Origin of the sequence: Myceligenerans salitolerans (assembly GCF_017349295.1) — a bacterium.
Taxonomy (GTDB): Bacteria; Actinomycetota; Actinomycetes; order Actinomycetales; family Cellulomonadaceae; genus Myceligenerans; species Myceligenerans salitolerans.
Genome location: NZ_JAFMPK010000047.1, coordinates 883,296 through 906,160, shown reverse-complemented (window position 1 = coordinate 906,160; position 22,865 = coordinate 883,296). Strand labels below are relative to the sequence as shown.

Annotated in this window: 19 protein-coding genes and 1 pseudogene; 13 read left to right on the top strand and 7 right to left on the bottom strand. The window is 71.0% G+C overall.

What is annotated here, in order from left to right; genetic code table 11:
• Positions 1-43: 43 nt before the first annotated feature.
• A complete protein-coding gene (locus J0911_RS17550; RefSeq protein ID WP_192863785.1) occupies positions 44-325 on the bottom strand; it encodes an Lrp/AsnC family transcriptional regulator in 282 nt (93 codons plus the stop codon).
• A gap of 198 nt (positions 326-523) precedes the next feature.
• Here J0911_RS17550 and J0911_RS17545 point away from each other — a divergent pair, with 198 nt between their 5' ends.
• The 5 genes and pseudogenes from J0911_RS17545 to J0911_RS17525 all read left to right on the top strand — a co-directional run.
• Entirely contained in the window at positions 524-1,300 is a 777-nt protein-coding gene (locus J0911_RS17545; RefSeq protein WP_207276732.1) for a DeoR/GlpR family DNA-binding transcription regulator, read from the top strand.
• A gap of 526 nt (positions 1,301-1,826) precedes the next feature.
• Positions 1,827-3,188 (top strand): ABC transporter substrate-binding protein, encoded by a 1,362-nt coding sequence (locus J0911_RS17540; protein ID WP_207276731.1) that lies wholly within the window; start codon positions 1,827-1,829, stop codon positions 3,186-3,188.
• Positions 3,185-4,072 carry a carbohydrate ABC transporter permease gene (locus J0911_RS17535; protein ID WP_207276730.1) on the top strand — a complete coding sequence of 296 codons (888 nt, stop codon included), beginning with the start codon at positions 3,185-3,187 and terminating at the stop codon, positions 4,070-4,072. Before J0911_RS17540 ends, J0911_RS17535 begins: the two co-directional genes overlap by 4 nt.
• Positions 4,069-4,956 carry a carbohydrate ABC transporter permease gene (locus J0911_RS17530; protein WP_207276729.1) on the top strand — a complete coding sequence of 296 codons (888 nt, stop codon included), beginning with the start codon at positions 4,069-4,071 and terminating at the stop codon, positions 4,954-4,956. The genes J0911_RS17535 and J0911_RS17530 overlap by 4 nt, the downstream gene beginning before the upstream one ends.
• A gap of 29 nt (positions 4,957-4,985) precedes the next feature.
• Positions 4,986-6,323, top strand: a pseudogene (locus J0911_RS17525) (mannitol dehydrogenase family protein); the annotation flags it as partial.
• On the opposite strand, the gene J0911_RS17520 reads toward J0911_RS17525, so the two are convergent.
• Entirely contained in the window at positions 6,279-8,192 is a 1,914-nt protein-coding gene (locus J0911_RS17520) for a DEDD exonuclease domain-containing protein (RefSeq protein ID WP_307865145.1), read from the bottom strand. The pseudogene J0911_RS17525 and the gene J0911_RS17520 overlap by 45 nt on opposite strands.
• A 213-nt stretch (positions 8,193-8,405) precedes the next feature.
• On the opposite strand from J0911_RS17520, the gene J0911_RS17515 reads away from it, so the two are divergent.
• Entirely contained in the window at positions 8,406-9,254 is an 849-nt protein-coding gene (locus J0911_RS17515) for an SCO4651 family lipoprotein (protein WP_207276727.1), read from the top strand.
• A gap of 42 nt (positions 9,255-9,296) precedes the next feature.
• Here J0911_RS17515 and J0911_RS17510 read toward each other — a convergent pair whose 3' ends face one another.
• A complete protein-coding gene (locus tag J0911_RS17510) occupies positions 9,297-11,120 on the bottom strand; it encodes an AMP-dependent synthetase/ligase (RefSeq protein ID WP_207276726.1) in 1,824 nt (607 codons plus the stop codon).
• Between the two features lie 252 nt (positions 11,121-11,372).
• Between J0911_RS17510 and J0911_RS17505 the strand changes: the two genes are divergently transcribed.
• Complete coding sequence (locus J0911_RS17505) at positions 11,373-12,317, top strand: ROK family glucokinase (RefSeq protein WP_207276725.1); 945 nt, start codon at positions 11,373-11,375, stop codon at positions 12,315-12,317.
• Between the two features lie 53 nt (positions 12,318-12,370).
• On the opposite strand, the gene J0911_RS17500 is transcribed toward J0911_RS17505, so the two are convergent.
• Entirely contained in the window at positions 12,371-13,117 is a 747-nt protein-coding gene (locus J0911_RS17500) for a hypothetical protein (RefSeq protein WP_207276724.1), read from the bottom strand.
• An 82-nt stretch (positions 13,118-13,199) separates the two neighbouring features.
• Here J0911_RS17500 and J0911_RS17495 point away from each other — a divergent pair, with 82 nt between their 5' ends.
• The 4 genes from J0911_RS17495 to lgt all read left to right on the top strand — a co-directional run bounded on the left by J0911_RS17495 (position 13,200) and on the right by lgt (position 17,755).
• The gene (locus J0911_RS17495) at positions 13,200-13,925 is read left to right on the top strand and encodes a lysophospholipid acyltransferase family protein (protein ID WP_207276877.1); all 726 of its coding nucleotides are present in this window, start codon (positions 13,200-13,202) and stop codon (positions 13,923-13,925) included.
• 176 nt (positions 13,926-14,101) lie between these two features.
• Entirely contained in the window at positions 14,102-15,322 is a 1,221-nt protein-coding gene (locus J0911_RS17490) for a pyrophosphate--fructose-6-phosphate 1-phosphotransferase (protein ID WP_207276723.1), read from the top strand.
• Between the two features lie 8 nt (positions 15,323-15,330).
• Positions 15,331-16,680, top strand: coding sequence for a class II 3-deoxy-7-phosphoheptulonate synthase (locus tag J0911_RS17485; protein WP_207276722.1), 1,350 nt, complete (start codon positions 15,331-15,333; stop codon positions 16,678-16,680).
• A gap of 82 nt (positions 16,681-16,762) precedes the next feature.
• Positions 16,763-17,755, top strand: coding sequence for a prolipoprotein diacylglyceryl transferase (lgt, locus tag J0911_RS17480; RefSeq protein ID WP_207276721.1), 993 nt, complete (start codon positions 16,763-16,765; stop codon positions 17,753-17,755).
• Here lgt and J0911_RS17475 read toward each other — a convergent pair.
• The gene (locus tag J0911_RS17475) at positions 17,744-18,973 is read right to left on the bottom strand and encodes a protein kinase domain-containing protein (protein ID WP_207276720.1); all 1,230 of its coding nucleotides are present in this window, start codon (positions 18,971-18,973) and stop codon (positions 17,744-17,746) included. The genes lgt and J0911_RS17475 overlap by 12 nt on opposite strands.
• A 161-nt stretch (positions 18,974-19,134) precedes the next feature.
• Here J0911_RS17475 and J0911_RS17470 point away from each other — a divergent pair, with 161 nt between their 5' ends.
• A complete protein-coding gene (locus tag J0911_RS17470; RefSeq protein WP_207276719.1) occupies positions 19,135-19,506 on the top strand; it encodes an Rv2175c family DNA-binding protein in 372 nt (123 codons plus the stop codon).
• An 85-nt stretch (positions 19,507-19,591) separates the two neighbouring features.
• Here the strand turns inward: J0911_RS17470 and J0911_RS17465 are convergent, their stop codons facing one another.
• Together J0911_RS17465 and J0911_RS17460 are read right to left on the bottom strand one after the other, a co-directional pair.
• Complete coding sequence (locus tag J0911_RS17465; RefSeq protein ID WP_307865144.1) at positions 19,592-20,734, bottom strand: polyprenyl synthetase family protein; 1,143 nt, start codon at positions 20,732-20,734, stop codon at positions 19,592-19,594.
• A gap of 9 nt (positions 20,735-20,743) precedes the next feature.
• The gene (locus J0911_RS17460) at positions 20,744-21,412 is read right to left on the bottom strand and encodes a hypothetical protein (RefSeq protein WP_207276718.1); all 669 of its coding nucleotides are present in this window, start codon (positions 21,410-21,412) and stop codon (positions 20,744-20,746) included.
• Positions 21,413-21,552: 140 nt separating this feature from the next.
• On the opposite strand from J0911_RS17460, the gene J0911_RS17455 reads away from it, so the two are divergent.
• Positions 21,553-22,785 carry a DUF4192 domain-containing protein gene (locus J0911_RS17455; protein ID WP_207276717.1) on the top strand — a complete coding sequence of 411 codons (1,233 nt, stop codon included), beginning with the start codon at positions 21,553-21,555 and terminating at the stop codon, positions 22,783-22,785.
• Positions 22,786-22,865: the final 80 nt, after the last annotated feature.

Here is a 22,865-nt window from a genome sequence, read left to right as displayed (position 1 = left end):
GGGGCACGGACCGCCGTCGTCGGCGCCTCCGCCGGGGCAGGCGTCAGTCGTCGAGGCCCAGGGCGAAGGCCTGCTCGAGGTCCTTGCTGGAGTAGGCGCGGAAGGCGATGAGGGTCTCGGTGCGGGTCACGCCCGGCACCTTGTTCACGGCGTCGGACACCACCCCGGCGAGCTCCTCGTGCTCGTGCACGCGCACGATGGCGACGAGGTCGACCTTGCCCGTCACGGAGAAGACCTCCGTGACGCCGGGGATGTCGGTGACGGCCTCGGCGACCTCGGGGATGCGGGAGGTCTCGGCGTCGATGAGGACGATCGCGGTCAGCATGGCGCCATCGTAATCACCTCACCGTGAGCTCACGACGACGCCGGGCCCGGGGAAGGCCAGGTCCCGCGTGGAGCGTTCCGGGGAGGAGTCCTTGCGGCGGCTGCGTCGTCGCACGTGGACTCCTGGCGCCCGGATTGGCACGATGGGGTCTGTGAGCTGGAACCTGATCGGGTGGCGTGACGGACGCGGAGGTACGGCATGAGTGATGTCACGGAACGCACGTCGTCACGGGCGAAGGAACTGCTCGGTCTGGTGCGTGGTCAGGGTCGCATCGAGGTCAGCGAGTCGGCGCGGCTGCTCGGTGTGTCGCAGGAGACGGTGCGCCGCGAACTGCGCAAGCTCGAGGCGCAGGGCCTGATCCGGCGCAGCTACGGCCTGGCCTTCCCGGTGGAGTCGAGCACCTTTGAGACGGCCCTCGCGGAACGCACCCAGAACTTCCCGGAGGAGAAGGCCCGCATCGCGGAGGAGGCAGCCCGGCGCGTCGGCGAGGCCCGGACGATCTTCATCGACGAGGGCTTCCAGTCGCTGCTGCTCGCTCGTGCGCTGCCCGACGACCACGATCTGACGGTCGTGACCACCTCGCTGCCGATCGCCTCGGAACTCTCCAGCCGTGACAACCTTCAGGTGATCATCGTCGGGGGGCGGGTGCGAGGCAACACACTGGGTGTCGTCGACGGCTGGGCGACGGACATGCTGCGGGGCTTCCGTATGGACCTGGCCTTCATCGGCGCCAACGGCGTGACGGTGTCCGACGGCCTGACGACGCCCGACCCTGCCGTGGCCCACGTGAAGGCCGCGGCCATCGCCTCGAGCCACCGGAAGGTCTTCGTGGGAGCGCACCACAAGTTCGGCGTGACGAGCTTCGTGCGTTTCGCCGAGCTGACGGACTTCGAAGTGGTCATCACCGGTGTGGAGCTGCCCGCTGCCCGGGCCCGCGTCTTCAGCGAGGCGGGCGCGCACGTCGTCCAGGTCTGAGGCGTCGGCCGAAGACCCGACCGGACTGCGCGCCACCATGCGACACCGGCCGGGGCCGAGGCGTGGGCGATCACGACGTTCGGCGAGACGTCCCTGGGCGGTAAAAGTGTGCCAAGCGCGGAGCGCCGCGGTCCGCGTCGAGACCTTGGCGTGACGTGCATGTGATCTCGGCGTGACCTCGATGCTGACCGGTTCGGGCGCCGCCGCTTCCGGTTCGTGGGCGTTCTCCGTGTGCGATTGTGCGATCCGGCCGCATGATTCCGGTGCCGTTGTGTGATACCGGTCACGCCGTGACCGTAGCTGGTGCCCGTTCTCGCAAGGACGCTGACCGATTCACTATGCCGTCCGTTGACCGTGGTGCGGGGCGGGCCCAGCATGACCGTGTTGACCCAGGGAAGTGCCGTGAGGGCGCGACCCATGACGGCGCACAGCGGGCCCGCGGCACCGGGTGGACCGGGAGACACGGCACACGACCAGGCGGTACCCGAGGACGTCGTCACGACACGCAACGACGAGGAGAAGAGCGATGACGCTCAGGACGAGGATGCGCCGGGCCACGGTCCCGGCGGTACTGGCAGCCGGTGCGCTGGTGGTGGCGGGCTGCTCCGGCGCCGGTGGTGGCGGGGGCACGAGCGACGGCGGGGACGGCCCGGTCGAGCTGACGCTCGCGACCGTGAACAACCCGCAGATGAAGGACATGGAGGAGCTCAAGGGCGAATTCGAGGAGGCTCACCCCGACATCACGGTGAACTTCGTGCAGATGGAGGAGAACGATCTGCGCGACGCCGTGACCAAGGACATCGCCACCGGTGGCGGCCAGTACGACATCGTGACGATCGGTTCCTACGAGGTGCCGATCTGGGCCCAGAACGAGTGGCTGACCGACCTGACGGAGCCGCTGACCTCGGACGCCGAGTACGACGTCGACGACCTGTTCGCCCCGGTCAAGGACGTCGTCTCCGTGGACGACAGCCTGTACGCGGTGCCGTTCTACGGCGAGTCGTCGATGCTCATGTACAACAAGGAGATCCTCGACGAGGCCGGAATCACCCTCTCGGACCACCCCACCTGGGACGAGGTCGCCGACGCGGCCCGCGAGGTGAACTCCGACGACGTGACCGGCATCTGCCTGCGCGGCAAGCCCGGCTGGGGCGAGCTGTTCGCCCCGCTGACCACCGTGGTCCAGACGTTCGGCGGGACCTGGTTCGACGCGGACTGGAACGCGCACGTCGACGACCCGGAGTTCAACGAGGCCGTGCAATTCTACGTCGACCTCGTCAAGGACGCCGGCCCCGCGGACCCGGTCTCGACCGGCTTCACCGAGTGCCTCAACACCATGACCCAGGGCAAGGCCGCCATGTGGGTGGACGCCACCGTCGCCGCGGGCATGCTCGAGGACCCGGAGGCCTCCGAGGTCGCGGGCAAGATGGGCTACGCCCACGCCCCGGTCAAGGAGACCGAGGAGTCCGGCTGGCTGTGGTCCTGGAACCTCGCGGTGCCGGAGACCACGCAGAACAAGGACGCGGCCATCGAGTTCGTCAAGTGGGCCACCAGCAAGGAGTACCACCAGCTCGTCGGTGAGGAGCTCGGCTGGACGCGGGTTCCCCCGGGCGCACGGCAGTCGACCTACGAGATCCCGGAGTACGTGGAGGCGGCCGAGTCCTTCGCGCCCATCACCCAGGACATCATGCTCTCGGTCAACCCGACGCAGCCCGGCCTGTACGAGCAGTCGTGGACCGGCATCCAGTACGTGACCATCCCCGAGTTCCAGGACCTGGGCAACCAGGTCTCCCAGGACCTGTCCGACGTGTTCGCCGGACGCAGCGAGCTCGGCCCGGTGCTCGAGCGCGGGCAGCAGCTCGCACAGGAAGCAGGGGACGCTCAGTGACCGCAGGGCGCCGCAGCCTGGCGATCTCTCGTGCGCTGCTCTGGCCGGCGCTGATCGTCGCCATCCTGCTCACGCAGATCCCCCTGGTGGCGACGCTCTACTACTCGTTCCAGGAATGGAACCTGCTGCGACCGGGCCAACGCGGATTCGTCGGCTTCGACAACTACGCGAAGGTCCTCTCCAACGGATCGTTCCTGTCCTCACTGGGTAACACGGTCCTCGTGACCGGCTCGGCCGTCGTGGGGGCCACCCTGCTCGGCCTGCTGTTCGCCGTGCTGCTGGACCGCAAGTTCGTGGGTCAGAGCGTGGCCCGGACCCTGATGATCACCCCGTTCCTCGTCATGCCCGCCGCGGCGGCGCTGATCTGGAAGTGGTCGATCCTGGACTTCACCTACGGCATGGCCAACTGGGGCCTGTCGCTGGTGGGGCTCCCACCGGTGGCATGGAACACGGAACTGCCGGCGGCGACCGTCATCATGGTGCTGATCTGGCAGTACACGCCGTTCGCCATGCTCATCCTCCTCGCGGGGCTGCAGTCGCAGCCCCGCGAGGTCCTGGAGGCGGCGGGAGTGGACGGCGCCGGCCCGTTCCGTACGTTCACCTGGATCACGCTTCCGCACCTTCGCCAGTACGTCGAGATCACGGTGCTGCTGGCGACGATCCTGTTGCTCCAGGTCTTCGACCCGGTGGCGATCATGACCAACGGCACGGGCGGCAGCAAGACCCTGTCGTACCTGCTCTACGAGCGAGCCTTCATCGGTCTCGAGGTCGGCGAGGCCGCGGCGTACGGCGTCATGACGGTGATCGTCACGATCATCGTGGCCATGGTGGCCCTGCGCACGCTGTTCAAGGTCTTCTCCGAGGAAGGGCTGATGAACCGATGACCACGACAACGCTCGGTATGCCGGTCACCACGACCAGGAAGGCACCGGTCCGCAAGCCCGCGCGGTGGGCGTCCCGCCGCGTGCGCGGTATCGCACTCACCGTCGTGACGTGGATCGCCGTGCTCGCGTTCTTCTTCCCGGTCGTGTGGATGGTCTTCACCGCCTTCAAGCCCGAGAGCCAGGCGGCGACCCTGCCACCCACCTTCGCCCCGGATCTCACGCTCGACCGGTTCCAGGCCGTGTTCGACCGAGGCATGCTCCCGTACCTCATCAACTCGGCCAGCGCGAGCCTCGGGTCCACCCTGCTCGTCCTCGCGCTCGCGATCCCGGCCGCCTACGCGCTGAGCGTCCGGCCCGTGAAGAACGTGCGTGACCCGCTGTTCTTCCTCATCTCGACGAAGTTCATGCCCGTGGCGGCGTCGATCATCCCCGTGTACATGCTGCTGCAGGCGGTGGGAGGACTCGACAACATCACGTGGCTGACGATCCTGTACGTCGGGGTCAACCTGCCCATCGCGGTCTGGATGATGCGGTCGTTCCTGGCGGAGGTGCCGCGCGAGATCATCGAGGCCGCACAGATCGACGGTGCCGGCCTGCGCACGGAGATCTTCCGCGTGGTGCTGCCGATCGTCCTGCCCGGCATCGCCGCGGCCGGCCTGATCTGCTTCATCTTCGCCTGGAACGAGTTCTTCCTGGCCAACCTGCTGACCACGCAGGTCGCCCGGACGACACCGCCCGTGCTGGGGAGCTTCGTCGACGGACGAGGACAGTTCCTGTCGGTGCTGTCCGCGGCATCGACGATCGCGATCGTGCCCGTCGTGATCGCGGGCTGGGTCGCACAGAAGCAGCTCGTGCGCGGACTCGCCATGGGTGCCATCAAGTGACGCGTGAACAAGTGAGTGAGGACCGACCCATGACGACCGACCTGGCGGCCCTCGAGGCCCCGTACGAACGGTCCGGGATCACCCCCGGCATCGTCCATATCGGGGTCGGCGGGTTCCACCGTGCACACCAGGCCGTGGTGATCGACGACCTGCTGCGCCGCGGGAGCCACCAGGACTGGGGCATCTGCGGAGTCGGGCTGCTGCCCGGCGACGCCCGCATGCGGGATGCCCTGTCCGCGCAGGACAACCTGTACACACTGGTGATCAAGCACCCTGACGGGTCTCTGGAGCACCGCACCGTCGGGAGCATCGTGGAGTACCTGCTCGCGCCGGACGACCCCGAGGCGGTCCTCGAGCGGATGGCCGACCCTGCCACCCGGATCGTGTCCCTCACCATCACCGAGGGCGGGTACAACTTCGACCAGGTCACCGGCGAGTTCGACACGACACACCCCGCCGTCGTCGCCGACGCCGTGCCGGGGGCCGTCCCCACGACGGTCTTCGGGTACGTGGTGGAGGCCCTGGCACGCCGCCGTGACCGCGGTATCGCGCCGTTCACCGTGATGTCGTGCGACAACGTGCAGGGCAACGGCGAGAAGGCCCGGACCGTCTTCTCCGCGTTCGCGAGCCTGCGAGCCCCGGAGCTGGCGGACTGGATCCGCCAGGAGGTCGCGTTCCCGAACTCGATGGTGGACCGGATCACGCCGGTCACCACCGACGCCGATCGCGAGCTCGTGCGGGACCGTCTCGGCGTCGAGGACCGTTGGCCGGTCGTCGCCGAGCCGTTCTTCCAGTGGGTGCTGGAGGACGAGTTCCCCCTCGGCCGCCCGGAATGGGCGGACGCCGGGGTGCAACTGGTCGACGACGTCGAGCCGTACGAGCTGATGAAGCTCCGCCTGCTCAACGCGTCGCACCAGGCGATGGCCTACTTCGGCTACCTGGCCGGCCACCGCTACGCCCACGAGGCGACCGCCGACCCGGCGATCGCCGCGCTGCTGCGCGCCTACATGGAGTCCGAGGCGACGCCGACACTGCAACCGGTGCCGGGGATCGACCTGTACGACTACCGGGCCACGCTGCTGGAGCGTTTCGGCAACCCCGAGGTACGCGACACGCTCGCGCGGCTGTGCATGGAGTCGTCGGACCGGATCCCCAAGTGGCTCGTCCCCGTGATCCGGGAGCGTCTGGCCGCCGGCGGGGACGTACGCCTGTCGGCCGCCGTCGTCGCCAGCTGGGCGCGTTACGCGGAGGGCGTGGACGAGGACGGCCGTCCGATCGACGTCAACGACCGGCTCGCCGAGATCCTGGTGCCGCGCGCACGGTCACAGCGGTCCGACCCGCTCGCGTTCCTGCGGGACCCGAGCCTGTTCGGTGACCTCGTCGACGAGCCCCGGTTCACGGAGCCGTACCTCGACGCGCTCGACAAGCTCCACACCATCGGTGCCGCCGCCACCCTCAAGCGGTTGGTGGGGGACTGATCCGTCCGCCCGGTTTGCGTGATCGGGCATCGCGACCTGTTCTCGCACCCTGTCCGCCGCCCACGCGAGGTCCGCGTGGGCGGCGGCGCCGCGCACGGGGCAGGTGAGCTCGCCGTCGACGACGACGAGCCGCACCCCGGGCTGGTCGAGCCAGCCGAGAAGCAGATCGGCCTCCTCCGGGTGGCTCGCCGGAGCGGGCGCCACGGGTGGTGCCACGGCCTCCGCCGTGGCCCGTACGGCGGCCACGAGCTCCAGCGGGTCCTGTCCCGGCGCACTCACCGCCGTCCCGGCCAGGCGACCGTGCCGGACCACCACCACCTCCCAGCCGCCGGGCATGCCGGGTGCGCCGGCCAGGCCCGCGGGCCGCGCCGCCACCAGTTCGGGACACCGGGCCAGCGGCTCCAGCCGCTGGGCGCGCTGAGCGCCGTGCACGAAGGTTCGCAGGCGCCGCGTCACCTCACCGGCCTCCTCGAACCGCTCCTGCGCGGCCAGGCGAGCGATGCGGGCCGACAGAGCCGTCACCACGGGTGACGGGTCGCCTGCCAGCACGGCACGAGCGGCCGCGGACACGTCGTCGTACGCCTGGTCCGGCTCCGTCGCGACGCACGGCGCCGAGCACCGCCCCATCCCGGCCAGGGCGCAAGGGCTGCCCGGCTGCCGCGGGACGCGCGCGATACGCGCCGTGCACTGGCGCAGCGGCAGGGCGTCGTGCAGTGCCGCGACCGCCTCCTTCGCGGCACGTGACGCGCCGAAGGGCCCGATGTGGGCGATTCCCGACGCGGTGTCCCGTACCACCGACAGCCGAGGGTAGGGCTCGTCGGTGAGCCGTACCCACACCGCGCGCTCGGGGTGCTTGGAGCGCCGGTTGTACCGCGGCTCGTGCTCGGCGATCAGCCGCAGCTCCCGCACCTGTGCCTCGAGCGGGGTCGCGCACACCACCGGTGTGACCCGCTCCGCGATCCGCACCATCTCCGTGACCCGCCGTCGCTTCTCCGCCGCGGTGAAGTAGGAGCGCACACGCTTGTGGATGTTCGTGCTGGTGCCGACGTACAGCACCTCGTCGTCCGGTCCCTTGAACAGGTAGACACCCGGTTCCTGGGGGAGCCCGTCGGCCAGATGACGTTTGGCCCGGACCTCCGGGGGTACGGGATCGGCGGCGGTGCGCAGATCCTCCAGGTGGGTGATGCCCATGGGCCCCAGCCGGTCGAAGAGGGCGTGGAGGACGTCGACGGTGGCGCGTGCGTCCGACAGCGCGCGATGGTCCGGTGCCACCTCCGCGCGGAACAGGCGCGCGAGCGTGGCCAGCTTGTGGTTGGGCGCCTCGTCCCGCGTGACGACCTTGCGGGCCAGCGGGACGGTGTCGACCACCGGGAAGCCCGGCCACGGGTAGTCCAGCCGCTCGCACGCGGCCTTGAGGAAGCCGACGTCGAACGGCGCGTTGTGCGCCACCAGCACCGAGCCGTGCGCGAACTCGAGGAAGCTCGGCAGCACCTTCTCGAGGTCCGGGGCCGTGGCGACCATGGCGTTCGTGATGCCCGTCAGCCGCGCGACGAACGCCGGCACCGGTCTGCCAGGGTTGACCAGCGACTGGAACTCGCCGAGTCTCTCGCCGCCGCGCACCTTCACGGCACCGATCTCCGTGATCCCTCCCTCGGCCGCCCGGGTGCCCGTGGTCTCGAGGTCGACCACGACGAACGTGACGTCTCGCAGGGGAGTCCCCAGCTCGTCGAACGTGGCCTGGTACCCGGTGGTGCTCACGGCCCCGAACACTAGTACGGGTCACCGACAAGGCATTGCCGCCCCGCTGTCGTCACCCGGCGGCGGGCGTGTTCGCACCCGTGCCACGGTGGTGATACGCCCGAGAAAACCGACTTGCGGTACCTGTCGTGCGAAAGAAGGATGAACGAGTTGCCGGTTCGTCAGCCGTGCCCGTCCTCGGGCGGCTACCGGCCCACGGAGGAGGACACGCAGGTGCGAATCACCCGCAAGATCGCCGCGCTGCTCACCGCAGGCGTCGCCACTGTGACGCTCACGGCATGCCAGTCCGGTGCCGGCACGTCGGAACCGGCGGCTGCCGGCGACAACGCCATCGAGACGGCCACGAGCGAGGCCGCCGGCGGCGGTTACACGGCACTCTCGGTGTCGGATTTCGTCGAGCGCTCCACCGCGGCTCAGGCGGCCATGAGCACGATGCGCTACACGGCCACGTTCTCGGGCCCCGCGGCCGAGGCGCAGGGCATGGCGGACGCCGGGATGCAGGGCGCCATGGCCACCGGCGAGACTGCCGCCGACACCGCGATGCAGATGACGATGGACATCGAGGGAGCCACCTTCGACATGATCATGGTCGGCGGTGACTTCTACATGAACATGGGCCCCCTCACGCAGGACAAGTACCTGCACGTGACCGGCGAGGACTCCTCGCGCGCGGAGCTCGACGCCATGATGCAGCAGCTCGACCAGGCGAACATCGCCGGCCAGACCAGGGCGATGGAGGGTGCCGTCTCCGAGGTGACGGAGGTCGGGACCGAGACCGTCAACGGCGTCGAGACCCACCACTACGCGGTCACCGTCGACCTGGCCAAGGCCAAGGACCTCGCCGCCCTCGGGATCGACGAGGCCATGGCGCGGGAGATGGGCACCATGGAGGTCGAGTACTTCCTCGACGAGGAGGACGTCCCGCACCGTGTGGTGACCACGATGGCCGAGGGCGAACAGGACCTCGTCGTCACCGTGGACATCACCGACCAGGGCGAGCCGGTCGACATCGCGGCCCCGGCCGCGGGCCAGATCATCGACGCATCCGAGATGGGCATGTGACACGGCCGGGGCGACCGGAGGCCTCCGGTCGCCCCGCCGGCGTCACACCAGGTGCAGCGAGTCCTTGTTCTTGTCCGCGTACAGGCGCTCCACCTCGGGGTCGAAGTCCTTGAGGACCACGGCGCGGCGCACCGACTGCTTCGGCGTGAGGTAGCCGTTCTCGATCGTCAGATCGCCGGGGATCACCGTGTACTTGCGGATGGACTCCGCCTTGGACACGGCGGCGTTCGCGCGCTGCACCACCTGGTCCAGCGCGGCCAGCACGTCGGGGTCGGTGCGCGCCTCGTCGGGGCTCATCGCCGGCTTGCCGTGCATCTTCAGCCAGCCCGGCAGGCCCTCCGCGTCCAGCGTGATCATCGCGCCGATGAACGGCTTGTTGTCGCCGACCACGACGCACTGGCTGACCAGGGCGTGCGCTCGGATACGGTCCTCCAGCACGGAGGGTGCGACGTTCTTCCCGCCCGCCGTGACGATGATCTCCTTCTTGCGACCGGTGATGGTGAGGAAGCCGCGGTCGTCGAGCTCACCGAGGTCGCCGGTGCGGAACCAGCCGTCGGCCGTGAACGACTCGGCGGTGGCCTCGGCGTTGTTGTGGTACGCGGCGAAGACGCCGTGTCCCTTGAGCAGGACCTCGCCGTCGTCGGCGATGGCCATGCCGCAGCCCGGCAGCGCGAGGCCGACCGACCCGACCTTCTGGGCGTCCGGCTTGTTCACGCTGATCGGCGCGGTGGACTCGGTGAGGCCGTAGCCCTCGAGGATGTTGATCCCGAGGCCGCGGTAGAAGTGGCCGAGCCGCTCACCGAGCGGTCCACCGCCGGAGACGGCGTACCTGGCCTGGCCGCCGAGCCGGGCACGCAGCTTGGAGAACACCAGGGTGTCGGCGATCTTGTGCTGGACCCGCAGCCCGAGCCCCGGACCCGACGGCGTGTCGAGCGCCCGCGAGTAGGCGATGCCCGTACGCGCCGCCCAGTGGAAGATCTTCACCTTCCCGCCGGCGGCCGCGGTCTGCTCGGCCGTGTTGTACACCTTCTCGAACACGCGGGGGACCGCGAGGATGAAGGTCGGCTTGAAGCTGCCGAGCTGGTCGACGAGCGTCGTCGTGTCGCCCCAGTGGCCCGTCGTCGTCCCGGCGGCGACGGCCAGCACGTGGATGAAGCGCGCGAAGACGTGCGCCATCGGGATGAACAGGAGGGTGCGGCCGCCGTCGGCGAACACCTCGGGGTTGTCCTTGACGGCGTTGACGGCGAGCGACGCGAAGTTGCGGTGGCTCAGCTCGACGCCCTTCGGGCGGCCCGTCGTACCGGAGGTGTAGATGATGGTGGCGAGGTCGTCCAGACCCGCGATCGTGCGTCGGCGCGCGATCTCGGCGTCCTCGACGTCCCCGCCGTCCGCGACCAGGGTGTCGACGGCGCCGTCGGCGATGACGAGGATCTCGCGCAGGTCGCCGAGCGCGTCGTGGACCTCGCTCACCGTCTCCGCGTGCTCGGCCGTCTCGGTGACCACCAGGGTGACCTTCGCGTCGCTGCAGATCCACTCGACCTGCTCGGCGCTCGAGGTCTCGTAGATCGGCACCGTGACGGCGCCCGCGGCCCAGATCGCGAAGTCCAGAAGCGCCCACTCGTACCGTGTGGCCGACATGATGGCGACGCTGTCGCCCGGCTGGACACCGCGGGCGACGAGGCCCTTCGCGACGGCGACCACCTGGGCGTCGAACTCGCTCGCGGTGACGGGGGTCCAGCCACCCGCGCCGTCGGGCCGCTCCATCAGATGCTTCGCCGGGTCGTCGGTGACCCGGTCGGTGAGCAACGTGTTGGTGTTGTACGTGGGGGGCAGCTCGACGAGCTGCGGTGCGTGGACCTCGTTCATGCTGACTCCAGTGGCAGTAAAGATCGTGCAGTCAAGATACCGGCAAACAAGGCGTGGAGATACACCGAGTCTCAGGGCGTTATGAGATTGCGTCTCAGTAGGCGAGGTGGTGCTCGCCGCCATCACGCGGACGGGGTGTCTCGGCGCCGCGAGGGCCGGATACCCTGGTCTTCCGCGCCCGTGCGTCGGCCCTCGCGGGCCGGGGCCACGGGCGCTCGTCACGAGGATCCCCCGACAGTGAAGGACGACGTCATGCACGCCATCGGAGTCGACATCGGCGGCACGAAGATCGCCGTGGGCGTGGTCGACGAGGACGGGCGGATCCTCGCCCAGGTGCGGCGCGAGACCGCTGCCGACGACGTGGCCGACATCGACCGCGCCATCGCCGACGCGGTCACCGAACTGACCAAGGAGCACGAGGTCGGCGCGATCGGCCTGGCCGCGGCGGGCTTCGTGAGCCCTGACCGCCAGGGCGTGAACTTCGCCCCGAACATCGCCTGGCGCGAGTACCCGCTCGCGGCCAAGGTCTCGGCGCTGATCGACACCGACGTCCCGATCGTCGTCGAGAACGACGCCAACGCCGCCGGCTGGGCCGAGTTCCGGTTCGGCGCGGGCCGGGCCGCCACCGACATGATCATGCTGACGGTCGGTACCGGCCTGGGCGGTGCCGTCATCGTGGGCGGGGAACTGGTGCGCGGTAAATGGGGCGCCGCCGCCGAGGTGGGGCACATGCGGGTCGTTCCTGAAGGGCACTACTGCGGTTGCGGGCACGAGGGCTGCTGGGAGCAGTACGCCTCCGGCTCGGCGCTGGTCCGTGACGCCCAGCACGCCGCCGTCGCGAACCCGAAACGGGCGGCGCGTCTGCTCGAGATGGCCGGCGGTTCCCCGGACGAGATCCGCGGCCCCCAGGTCACCCGCGCCGCCAAGGAGGGCGACGAGCTCGCGATCGAGCTGCTCGCCACCCTCGGCCGCTGGATCGGCGAGGGAGCCGCGTCCGTCGCGGCACTGCTCGATCCCGAGATCTTCGTGATCGGCGGCGGTGTCGGCGCCGCCGGGGAACTGCTCCTCGGCCCGGTGCGGCGCGGCTACGAGGCCCAGCTGTCGGCGCTGGGCCACCGGCCCGTGGCGCAGATCGAACTCGCCCGGCACGGCAACGAGGCGGGCATCGTCGGCGCGGCCGATCTGGCGCGTCGCTGATCGGTCGCACCGTCCGCGACCGGACCTCGTGCCGGGCGAGCTCGACGGCCGGTTCACACGACGGCGCCCGGGTCGTCGTCCTCGGGGTCGCGGTGATGCGGCATCCGCCAGAGCAGCACGCCGAGGCCTGCGACGAACAGGCCCAGAGCGACCTGCCCGACCAGGGCGGGGATGTTCAACGCCGGTATCGCGGCCACCGCGATGACGCTCACGAGGGCCAGGACCGGAATGCCCGCCACCGCGATCCACGCCATCGTGAGCAGCGGGTCCTTGTCGCTCAGCAGCGGTTCGGGCTCGGGCGGCGTGAAGTGCGTGTCCGCCTCCTCCAGGGCCTCCACCTCGGGCGTGACGGGCCAGTCACGCGGACCTGACGGACGGCTGACGCCCGGAGGGGCCGACCGCCCGTCGGGCATCTCGCCCCGCGCCCCGAACGGCCGGTCGTCGTCCGGTGGCCGTGCCACCGCCGCCGAGCCGTCGCCACGCTCGTCGTCACCGGGGCCCGCCGCTGCCCGGTCGGCGTCGGTCCCGTCGGGGCGGGCACCGGCCCGGTGCGGTCCGCCCGGCGGATCGGGCGTGTCCGGGACGGAGGTACGTGTCGCGGAGCCGCTCGTGCCCGCGCCGAGGTCGCCGAGCGAAGCCACCAGGTCGGCGAACCGCGCGTCAACGGTCTCGTCCGCCAGCTCGCCGGTGTCGGCTTCGCGGTCGTTGGTGCCGGGACCGGCGTCTTCGCTACGGTCTGCGGGAGGTGTCGGCTCGTCGGGCAGGTCGTCGTCGCGGTCGTCCGTGTTCGAAGCGGCCATGGGGCACACTCTAATTTGGATGTCGGGCCGGAAAGGACTCCGCCACGACGCCGTGCGAGGAGGAACCTTGTTCTACTGGGTGATGAAGCACGTCCTGGTCGGCCCGCTGCTGCGGTTGGCGTACCGGCCGTGGGTCGAGGGCAGGAAGAACGTGCCCCGCCGTGGCGCGGCGATCCTGGCCGGCAACCACCTGGCAGTGATCGACTCGTTCATCCTCCCGCTGATGCTGCCGCGCCAGGTCAAGTTTCTCGGAAAGTCGGACTACTTCACGGGCCGCGGCGTCAAGGGCCGGATCACCGCGTGGTTCATGACCGGCATCGGCACCATCCCGATCGACCGGTCCGGCGGCGCCGCCAGCGAGGCGGCGATCAACACCGGGCTGCGCGTCCTGGCCGACGGCGATCTGCTCGGCATCTACCCGGAGGGCACGCGCAGTCCCGACGGGCGGCTGTACAAGGCGAAGACCGGCGTGGCCCGCATGGCGCTGGAGTCCGGCGTCCCGGTCGTCCCGGTCGTGATGGTCGGTACCGACGAGGCCCAGCCCGTGGGGCGTACGGTGCCGAGGTTCATGCCGCTCGGCGCGCGCATCGGAGAGCCGCTCGACTTCTCCCACCTGTCGCACAAGTCGACGGACCACGCGACGCTGCGCAAGGTCGCCGACGAGATCATGGAGGCGATCCTGGCGCTGTCGGACCAGGAGTACGTGGACGTCTACGCGGCGACGGAGAAGGCGAGCACGGCGTCCGGCAGGGCGCCGACGCCGGCGACCCGGTATCTGCCGACACGGCGGCCACCGCGCCGCGACTGATATCGGTGGGCGGGGGCGCCCCGGCGGTGCCGTGAGCACCAGCGGCACTGATCGGTCTGTGGACAAGGGCAAGGTCCGCACCGGTCCGCGTCAGTAGGATGGCGAGGACAGGGCAGGCGCCGCCGGGCAGGCGCGCCGGCCCGCCGGAACTCCCCAACCCGAGAGGTGCATCTGCGATGGCTGTTCGTCGCGTGGCTCTGCTGACCGCCGGGGGCTTCGCCCCTTGCCTGTCGTCCGCGGTCGGTGGACTGATCGAGCGCTACACCGAGCTCGACCCCACGATCGAGATCATCGCCTACCAGCACGGCTATCACGGCCTGCTGACGGGTACCAAGATCGTCGTCGACGACGAGGCGCGGAAGAAGGCGGGTGTGCTGCACCGCTTCGGCGGGTCGCCGATCGGCAACTCGCGCGTGAAGCTCACGAACGTCGAGGACTGCGTGAAGCGCGGGCTCGTGCAGGAGGGGCAGAACCCGCTGCACGTCGCCGCGGAGCGGCTGAAGGCGGACGGCGTGGACGTGCTGCACACGATCGGCGGTGACGACACCAACACCACCGCCGCCGACCTGGCCGCCTATCTGCACGAGAACGACTACGACCTCACGGTGGTGGGCCTGCCCAAGACCATCGACAACGACGTGGTGCCGATCCGGCAGTCGCTCGGCGCGTGGACGGCCGCCGAGGAGGGGGCGAAGTTCGCCGCGAACGTCATCGGCGAGAACCGCGTGGGACCGCGCATGCTGATCATCCACGAGGTCATGGGCCGGCACTGCGGCTGGCTCACCGCCGCGACCGCGGCGGAGTACCGCAAGTGGCTGGACACGCAGGAGTGGGTGCCGAGCCTCGGCCTGAGCCGTGAGCGCTGGGACGTCCACGCCGTGTTCCTGCCGGAGCTGGAGATCGACATCGACGCCGAGGCCAAGCGCCTGCGCACGATCATGGACGAGCAGGGCAACGTCAACATCTTCCTGTCGGAGGGCGCCGGTCTGAACGAGATCGTGGCGCAGCTCGAGGCCGCCGGCGAAGAGGTGCAGCGCGACCCGTTCGGGCACGTGAAGCTGGACTTCGTGAACCCGGGCCAGTGGTTCGCGAAGCAGTTCGCCGAGAAGCTCGGTGCCGAGAAGGTGCTGGTGCAGAAGTCCGGCTACTACTCGCGCGCCGCGGCCGCGAACGCCGAGGACCTGCGCCTGATCAAGTCGATGACCGACCTGGCGGTCGAGTGCGCGCTGCGCGCGGAGTCCGGCGTCATCGGGCACGACGAGACCGACGGCGACCGGCTCAAGGCCATCCCGTTCCCGCGCATCGCCGGAGGCAAGGCCTTCGACACGTCGGTGCCCTGGTTCGGCGAGCTGCTGTCCGAACTCGGCCAGCCGCTGGTGCCGGCGGCAGCGCACTGACCACGCCGATGAGCACCGTCGCCGATGACGCCCTGGCCGCAGGGCTGGACCACTTCCGCACGCTCGACGCGCGCCAGCAGCCGGTCTGGCCGGACCGGGACGCGTTGGCGGCGGTGACGACGCGGCTCGAGCATGCCGCGCCACTGGCCGCTCCGGCCGACGCGGACACGCTCAGGGAACGCCTCGCCGCCGCCGGGCGAGGCGAGGCGTTCCTGCTGCAGGGCGGGGACTGCGCCGAGTCGTTCGCGGACGCGCACGCGGACCGGATCCGCAACAAGGTCCGGACCATCCTGCAGATGGCCGTGATCCTCACGCACTCCGCGTCGACGCCCGTCGTCAAGATGGGGCGCATGGCCGGGCAGTACGCCAAACCTCGTTCCAGTGACGAGGAGACACGCGACGGCATCACGTTGCCCGCCTACCGCGGGGACATGGTCAACGGGCACGCCTTCACCAAGGAGTCACGTGTCCCCGACCCGGAGCGCCTGGAGCGGGCCTACCGGATCTCGTCGGCGACCGCCAACGTGGTACGGGCGTTCACCACGGGCGGGTTCGCGGACCTTCGCCAGGTGCACGAGTGGAACCGTGGCTTCATGTCGAACCCGGCGTACGCACGGTACGAGCGGACGGCGGACGAGATCGACCGCGCGATCCGGTTCATGGACGCGTGCGGTGCCGACTTCGACGCGCTGCGTTCGGTCGAGTTCTTCCTCAGCCACGAGGCGCTCATCCTCGACTACGAACGTGCCCTGACCCGCCACGATCAGCGCACGGGCCGTGCCTACGACACGAGTGCCCACTTCCTGTGGATCGGGGAGCGCACCCGGCAGCTGGACGGCGCACACGTCGACTTCCTGTCGCGGGTGGCCAATCCGATCGGGGTGAAGCTCGGTCCGACGACCGCCCCGCAGGACGCCCTCGCGCTGGCGGAACGGCTGAACCCGGACAACGAGCCGGGCCGCCTCACCTTCATCACGCGGATGGGCGCCGGGAAGATCCGCGACGTCCTGCCCACACTGGTGGAAGCGGTCACGTGGGCGGGCGTGAACGTCACCTGGGTGACGGATCCCATGCACGGGAACACGATCACGTCGGAGTCCGGCTACAAGACGCGCCGCCTGTCCGACGTGCTCGACGAGGTCGCCGGTTTCTTCGAGGTGCATCAGACGCTGGGCACGGTGCCCGGCGGTCTGCACGTGGAGCTCACGGGAGACGACGTCACCGAGGTGCTCGGTGGTGCGGAGAAGATCTCGGACGCGGGCCTGGCGCTGCGCTACGAGACGCTCGTGGACCCGCGGCTCAACCACCAGCAGTCCCTGGAGCTCGCCTTCCAGGTGGCGGAGATGATCCGCCAGTAGTCTGCCCCACGACGTCGCGGGTATCGTCCGCATCGCAGATGCGGGCCCGCACGCCAGCTTCGACGAGAGAGGCAGTTGATCCGTGCTCTACGCGATCCCCAGCCCGCCCCTGGAGTGGAACGCCATCACCCTGGGCCCGCTGACGATCCACGTCTACGCCCTGTGGCTGCTCGCGGGCATCGCCGCGGCCGCGTACCTCACGCAACGGCGTCTGACCCGGCGGGGGGCACCGTCGGATGTCGTGCTCGACATCGTGCTGTGGGCGGTGCCGCTCGGCATCGTCGGCGCGCGCATCTACCACGTGCTCACACACACGCAGGACTACTTCTACGCGGGCGCCGACCTGTGGGACGTGGTGCGCATCTGGGACGGCGGCAACGCGATCTTCGGGTCGTTGATCGGTGGTGCGGTCGGAGCCTGGATCGCGTGCCGGCGTGCCGGCATCCGGTTCTGGTCCTTCGCCGACGCCCTCGCACCCGCCATGCTGGTGGCGCAGGCCATCGGCCGCGGCGGCAACTGGTGGAACCACGAGCTGTTCGGCAACCCCACCACGCTCCCGTGGGGCCTGGAGATCGACCCGGCCGCGGCCATGTACCCCGTCGGGACGGCGGCCGGCACGTTGTTCCACCCGCTGTTCCTGTACGAGGCGCTGTGGAACCTCGTCGGCGCGGGCCTGCTGCTGGCCCTGGACCGCCGGTTCCACCTGCGCTGGGGACGCCTGTTCGGCCTCTACATGGTCTGGTACGGCGTGGGCCGGGCGTGGCTGGAACTGCTGCGTATCGACCCGACCAGCGACACCTACCTGGGTCTGCCCGCGAACTCGGCGGTGTCCATCGTGGTGGCCCTGCTCGGCATCGCGTTGTTCGTGCTGCGAGGGCGGCAGCATCCCGAGCGCGAGGAGTCGGTGTTCGTGCCGGGGCGTGAGCCGGCTGCGGCCGGTGGCGATCCGGACGGCGGGGCGACGACGACGGCCTCCGGGCGGACGAGCGAGGACGGGCGGAAGGACGCCGGGACCGGCGACGCACCCGACGACCGGGAGAGTGCGGCGCCCGCGGAGTCGTCCTCAGAGAGCTGAGGGGCCTCCCGGCGGCCAGGGCCCGGACGGGGGGACGGGTGCGGCAGGCGACGACGCGGCATCCTGCCGCACCCAGTCGAACTTCCCGTCACCGTCCATCCAGGCGAGCCCGACAAGAAGCAGGAGCAGCAGGATCGCGACCGTGATCAGCGGTCCGAACCGCTCCCGGTGCCGTGGCCTGGTGATCGGCACCGCGGCGGCGTGCTGTGAGCCGCTCGCCCGTCGAGGACCGAGCGCGGGGAGTGCGGCCTGCGGGATGCCGGTCGTCGCGCGCGGGCGTGCCGGCGCGGTCGGCGCGGTGGGCGCAGGGCTCGCCGGTTCCGGTGTCCCGAGGTCTCCCGGCGTGGCGTCGAGCACTTCGGCGGGCAGTGCCTTCCAGACGGCACGGAGCAGCCGCAAGGCCTCGCGGCCGTCGGCCGGGCGCCCGGCCGGGTTGCGCGCGGCCAGTGTGCGCACCAGGTGCTCGACGGCTCCGCCGAGCCCTTCCACGACGGTCGACGGGGCCGGGATGTCGTTGTTCACGTGTGCGTACGCCACCTGGATCGGCGTGTCCCCGGCGAAGGGCTGCTTCCCGGTGAGCATCTCGAAGGCCATGATTCCCACCGCGTAGACGTCGGCGCGGACGTCGCACCTCCCGGTCGCGATGACCTCGGGCGCCATGTAGGCGACGGTGCCGAACACGGTGCCGGTGGCGGTCTGCGTCATCTCGGTGACGGCACGGGCCAGCCCGAAGTCGGCGACCTTGACCTGCTTCCCGTTCTCGCTCAGCAGGACGTTCTCCGGTTTGATGTCGCGGTGCACGACCCCGTGGTCGTGCGCGGCGCTCAGCGCGGAAAGTACCTGGTCGAGCAGCGCGAAGGTGCGGCGTACGGTCAGCACACCCTCACGGACCAGCTCGCGCAGGTTGGACCCGGGTATGTACTCCATGGTCAGATAACTGAGGGTGCCGTCACGGCCCTGGTCGTACATGGCGACGACACCTGGGTGCGAGAGGCTCGCGGCCGCACGGGCCTCCCGCTGGAACCGCGCGAGGAACTCGGCGGCCTGGTCTCCCTCGGCGAGATGGGGGTGCATCACCTTGAGCGCGAGCTCGCGGTCCAGCAGCGTGTCGTAGGCGCGGTACACGGTAGCCATTCCGCCGCTCGCGATGCGCGCGGCGACCTGGTAGCGGTCGTCGACCGTCCGCCCGACCAGGGGATCTTGAGTCACGGGAGCCACGGGCCGACAGTGTACGGGTGCGGAGTGACGTGCGGGTATGGCGTGTTCTGTCCGCGGACGACGACGGCCTCCGCCACGTGGACGGCGGTGTGACCGCTGCGTCACGCCGCGACGCCCGTGGCGGCCAGCACGAGGACGGCGCCGCCCGATAGGATCGGCCGGTGAGCACCACGACGCCTGACGGCCCGGATCTGGACGCCCTCGTCGACGAGTGGCTGACGTTGCCCGACCTCGCTGATGCCCTCGGCATCGACTTCGGACGGGCTCGCCGGCTCGTGCGGGACCGGCACGTGGTCGCGGTCAAGCACGGGGATCGCTCCGTCTGGCAGGTCCCGGCCGGATTCCTGCACGACGGCGAGGTGATCCCCACGTTGCGCGGCACGATCGTGCTGCTCACCGATGCCGGATTCAAGGATCCCGAGATCATCGGATGGCTGCACGAGCACGAGGAATCGCTCGGGACGAGCCCGCTGGAGGCACTGCGTCAGGGACAGCGTGCCCAGGTGCGGCGGGTGGCGCAGGCCCTGTTCTGAGCCGATCCGGCCGGCCCGGCGGATCCGGCCGGCGCCGTGCCGGCCCGATGCCGCAGCGCAGCGCGGAACCGAGGGCTCGAGCCCGTCACGCCTCGCGGTCGACCAGTGCTCGAGCGATCGCAGCCAGCATCTCCCGGCCCGGCGAGCTCAGCTCGGCGGCGTCGAGGCGTGCGGTCGCCGTGCCGGACAACTCGGCGATGAGGCGTTCGACGCCGTCCAGTGCCCCGGACTCCACGATGACCTGACGCACGCGCCGGACGTCGTCGTCGGACAGGTCGGGGTCGCCGAGCGCTCCTGCGAGGAGATCCCGGTCCGCTCCGGGCCTGAGGCCGGCCATGGCGCGGGCCACGAGCACGGTGCGCTTGCCCTCGCGCAGGTCGTCGCCTGCGGGTTTGCCGGTCACCGCGGGATCCCCGAAGACGCCGAGCACGTCGTCGCGCAGCTGGAACGCCTCCCCCAGCGGAACGCCTGCGGTGTGGAGCGACGCCGCACGTTCCGGGCCGGCGCCGGCGAGCAGCGCGCCGAGCTCCAGCGGGAACGCGACGGAGTACCCGGCGCTCTTGGCGCGGAGGACGGCCCGCGCCCGGGACTCGTCCGCGGCCGGGTCGGCACCCCACGGCTCCGCCTGCACGAGCACGTCGAGGTACTGGCCGGTCACCACCTCCGTCTGCATCCGGTCGAACGCCTCGCGGACCCGTGGCGCGACGTCGGGGGCCGTGGTGAGGGCTCCGGTGAGCTCGCGCTGTGCCGCGACCAGTACCAGGTCGCCGAGCAGGATCGCGCCGGCTTCGCCGAACCGCGCGGAGTCGCCGGACCATCCGGAGCCGGCGTGGTGGGCGGCGAAGGACCGGTGGGCCGTCGGCGCGCCACGCCGGGTGTCGGAGTTGTCCATGACGTCGTCGTGCAGCAGGGCGGCTGCCTGGAAGAGCTCGAGCGCGGCCCCCGTACGAACCGCTGCGTCGGCGGACCGGCCCGACACGGCGCCGCCGTGTGACCGGAACGACCACCAGCAGAGCGCGGCCCGGAGCCGCTTGCCCCCTGACACCAGGACGGACGCCTGATCGGTCAGCGCGGTCGCGGCTCCCTCCGTCGCCGCGCCGACGCCGGCGATCTCCGCGGCCAAGGTCATCAGGTGAGCGGTGAGCGCCTCGTCCACGCGGGAGCGCAGACCCTCGACGTCGACGAGAGCGGAAGGCGTGGTCGGTACGGGGGACGAGATGAGTGCCACGAGGCCAGCCTAGGCGCCTGCCCGGGCGGCGACCGTCCCGCTCAGGGTGAGCAGCGAGCGGTCGCCGTCCTTCAGGACGCCCACCAGCAGCGACTCGTTGACCGTGGCTTCCTTCACCGTGGTGGTGCGGGTGAAGGCGGCCTGTTCCGACATACCGCTCTCCGCGGGGGCGTCGAGCTTCTCGAATCCGTTCTTCGCCAGGGCGGAGCCCACCTGCTCCAGCAGCTTCGCCGGCGGCCGTTTCGCCGACAGGTTCAGCGTGACCTGAACGGTCGCCGGCTTCGCGTCCGGGACGGGAGTGGCGGACGACGCCAGGATCTTCGCACCGTCGGGCAGGGAGATCACTCCCTTCGGGAAGCCGGGCGCGAACTCTCCCACGACGCTCTGGGCGTCGAAGCTCGGCAGTGCCTCGGGCGTGGGGCTCGGGCTGGGCGACGCGGACGGGTCGCCCGCGGCGGCCGGATCGGCCGGTGCGCTGACGGCGGTGTCCGGTTCCTCGGTGACCTGGCGCGCGTTGCCGAACTCGTCGGTGAAGTCGCCGAGGGCCTCGTTCATGTCGCACCCGGACAGCAGCAGCGCAGCCACCGCCGTGGTCGTCGCGGCGCGGGCGGCGGCCCCGCGGCCACGTCGTTCGCTCTTCGCGGGCCGCACCCGGCCCGGCACGGGAATGCTCGGCACCCGGACACGGTAGCCGTTCGGACCCCCTCAGCGGGAACACACCACCCGACGCCGACCGGATCCGGGGGAGCCGCCGGCTTGTCGACAGGGAGCGTCCGAGGACCCGGCGGGACGGCGGCCGGGCGCGTCTGATGGTGGTCATGAACACGAACGCCATCACCGTCCGGGTGCGCGGTCCGCAGGACCTCATCGCCTTCATCCCGTTCCGTCTCGGCTACCAGCCGTCCGAGTCCGTCGTCGTGGTCAGCGTCCGTGGAGGACGTCAGGTCGTCGGGCTGGTCGCCCGGCTCGGTCTGCAGGCTTTCGGCGGGCGGCGTGCCGACGGACGTCCAGCGGCCGAGGCCGCGGCGGAATCGCTGGCGAGAGTCGCGACGAGGGACGGAGCCGATCGCGTCGTGGTCGTCGGGTACACCGGCACGGCCCTGCCTGTCGCGGCCGCCACGGGGAGCCGGCTGCGCCGGGCGGTGGAGGCCACGGCAGCACGGATCGAGACGAACCTGCCGGGAACGGAGTCGTGGGTCGTCACACCTGGTGGTTATCGCGCGCTCGACTGTGCCGACGTGCTGTGCTGCCCCGCCGAGGGCCGGCCGATGGAGGACATCACGCACAGCCGGGTCGCGGCCGCCATGGTGCTCGCCGGGCGGTCGGTGGCGCCGAGCCGCGCCGACCGGCTGCGTATCGCACGTGCGTCGCCCGAGGCGCGGCGCTCTGCCGGCCGGGCGGCTGCCCGCTGGGAGAACGCGCGAGCCGCCACCGCCGACTGGGCCGAGCGGTCCCTGGCGGAGTGGGAATCGGCCGTACGGCGGACGCGTGCGGCGGAGGCGGGGGAGACCGTCGAGCTGGAACCGGCGATGCTCGGACGGCTCGCCGCGGCGATGGGCGACCGGTGGATCCGCGACGCGCTCCTGCTGTGGGTCACCGCGGACGAGGAGGCGGCGCAGGGGTGCGACGAGGCGGAGGCGGCAGAGGCGGACGCGGTGCTGCGTACCGCCCAACGGCGGGTGGACGCGGACACGGACGCGGCTGCCGCGCGCGCCATGGCCCGGGTCGTGGATCCGGAGAACGCGAGCCGGCCCGACGGCGAGCGGGTGGGCGCGGCCGTGCGGGTCCTGGAGGCGGTGGTCGCACACGTGCCGCGCGCCCGTCGGCCCGCGCCGCTCACCCTGCTGGGTCTGATCGCCTGGTGGGGCGGTGACGGCGCGATGGCGGCCGGGAGGATCGGCGCAGCGCTCGCCATCGACGCGGAGTATGCCCTGGCGGGACTCGTCTCGACCGCCCTCGACGCGGGTCTGCCGCCCGGCTGGGTCCGGAGGGAGACGGCGGAGCTGATGCGTGAGGGCGAGCGGGACGAGGCACTGGAGCCGACGCCGTGACGGCGCCCTGTCACCCTGGCGCACCGTGAAGGGCCGGGGTGCTCGCTCCGAGCCGGCGTCCAGGAGGCGTTCCTGCGGAG

What these genes read in the sequence shown, in the direction of transcription:
- J0911_RS17545 (WP_207276732.1), top strand. Translation starts at nt 524, where the DNA reads ATGAGTGATGTCACGGAACGCACGTCGTCACGGGCGAAGGAACTGCTC.
- J0911_RS17500 (WP_207276724.1), bottom strand. Translation starts at nt 13,117, where the DNA reads ATGGCCGCTTCGAACACGGACGACCGCGACGACGACCTGCCCGACGAG.
- J0911_RS17550 (WP_192863785.1), bottom strand. Translation starts at nt 325, where the DNA reads ATGCTGACCGCGATCGTCCTCATCGACGCCGAGACCTCCCGCATCCCC.
- J0911_RS17455 (WP_207276717.1), top strand. Translation starts at nt 21,553, where the DNA reads ATGAACACGAACGCCATCACCGTCCGGGTGCGCGGTCCGCAGGACCTC.
- J0911_RS17540 (WP_207276731.1), top strand. Translation starts at nt 1,827, where the DNA reads ATGACGCTCAGGACGAGGATGCGCCGGGCCACGGTCCCGGCGGTACTG.
- J0911_RS17495 (WP_207276877.1), top strand. Translation starts at nt 13,200, where the DNA reads ATGAAGCACGTCCTGGTCGGCCCGCTGCTGCGGTTGGCGTACCGGCCG.
- J0911_RS17530 (WP_207276729.1), top strand. Translation starts at nt 4,069, where the DNA reads ATGACCACGACAACGCTCGGTATGCCGGTCACCACGACCAGGAAGGCA.
- J0911_RS17490 (WP_207276723.1), top strand. Translation starts at nt 14,102, where the DNA reads ATGGCTGTTCGTCGCGTGGCTCTGCTGACCGCCGGGGGCTTCGCCCCT.
- J0911_RS17505 (WP_207276725.1), top strand. Translation starts at nt 11,373, where the DNA reads ATGCACGCCATCGGAGTCGACATCGGCGGCACGAAGATCGCCGTGGGC.
- J0911_RS17510 (WP_207276726.1), bottom strand. Translation starts at nt 11,120, where the DNA reads ATGAACGAGGTCCACGCACCGCAGCTCGTCGAGCTGCCCCCCACGTAC.
- J0911_RS17485 (WP_207276722.1), top strand. Translation starts at nt 15,331, where the DNA reads ATGAGCACCGTCGCCGATGACGCCCTGGCCGCAGGGCTGGACCACTTC.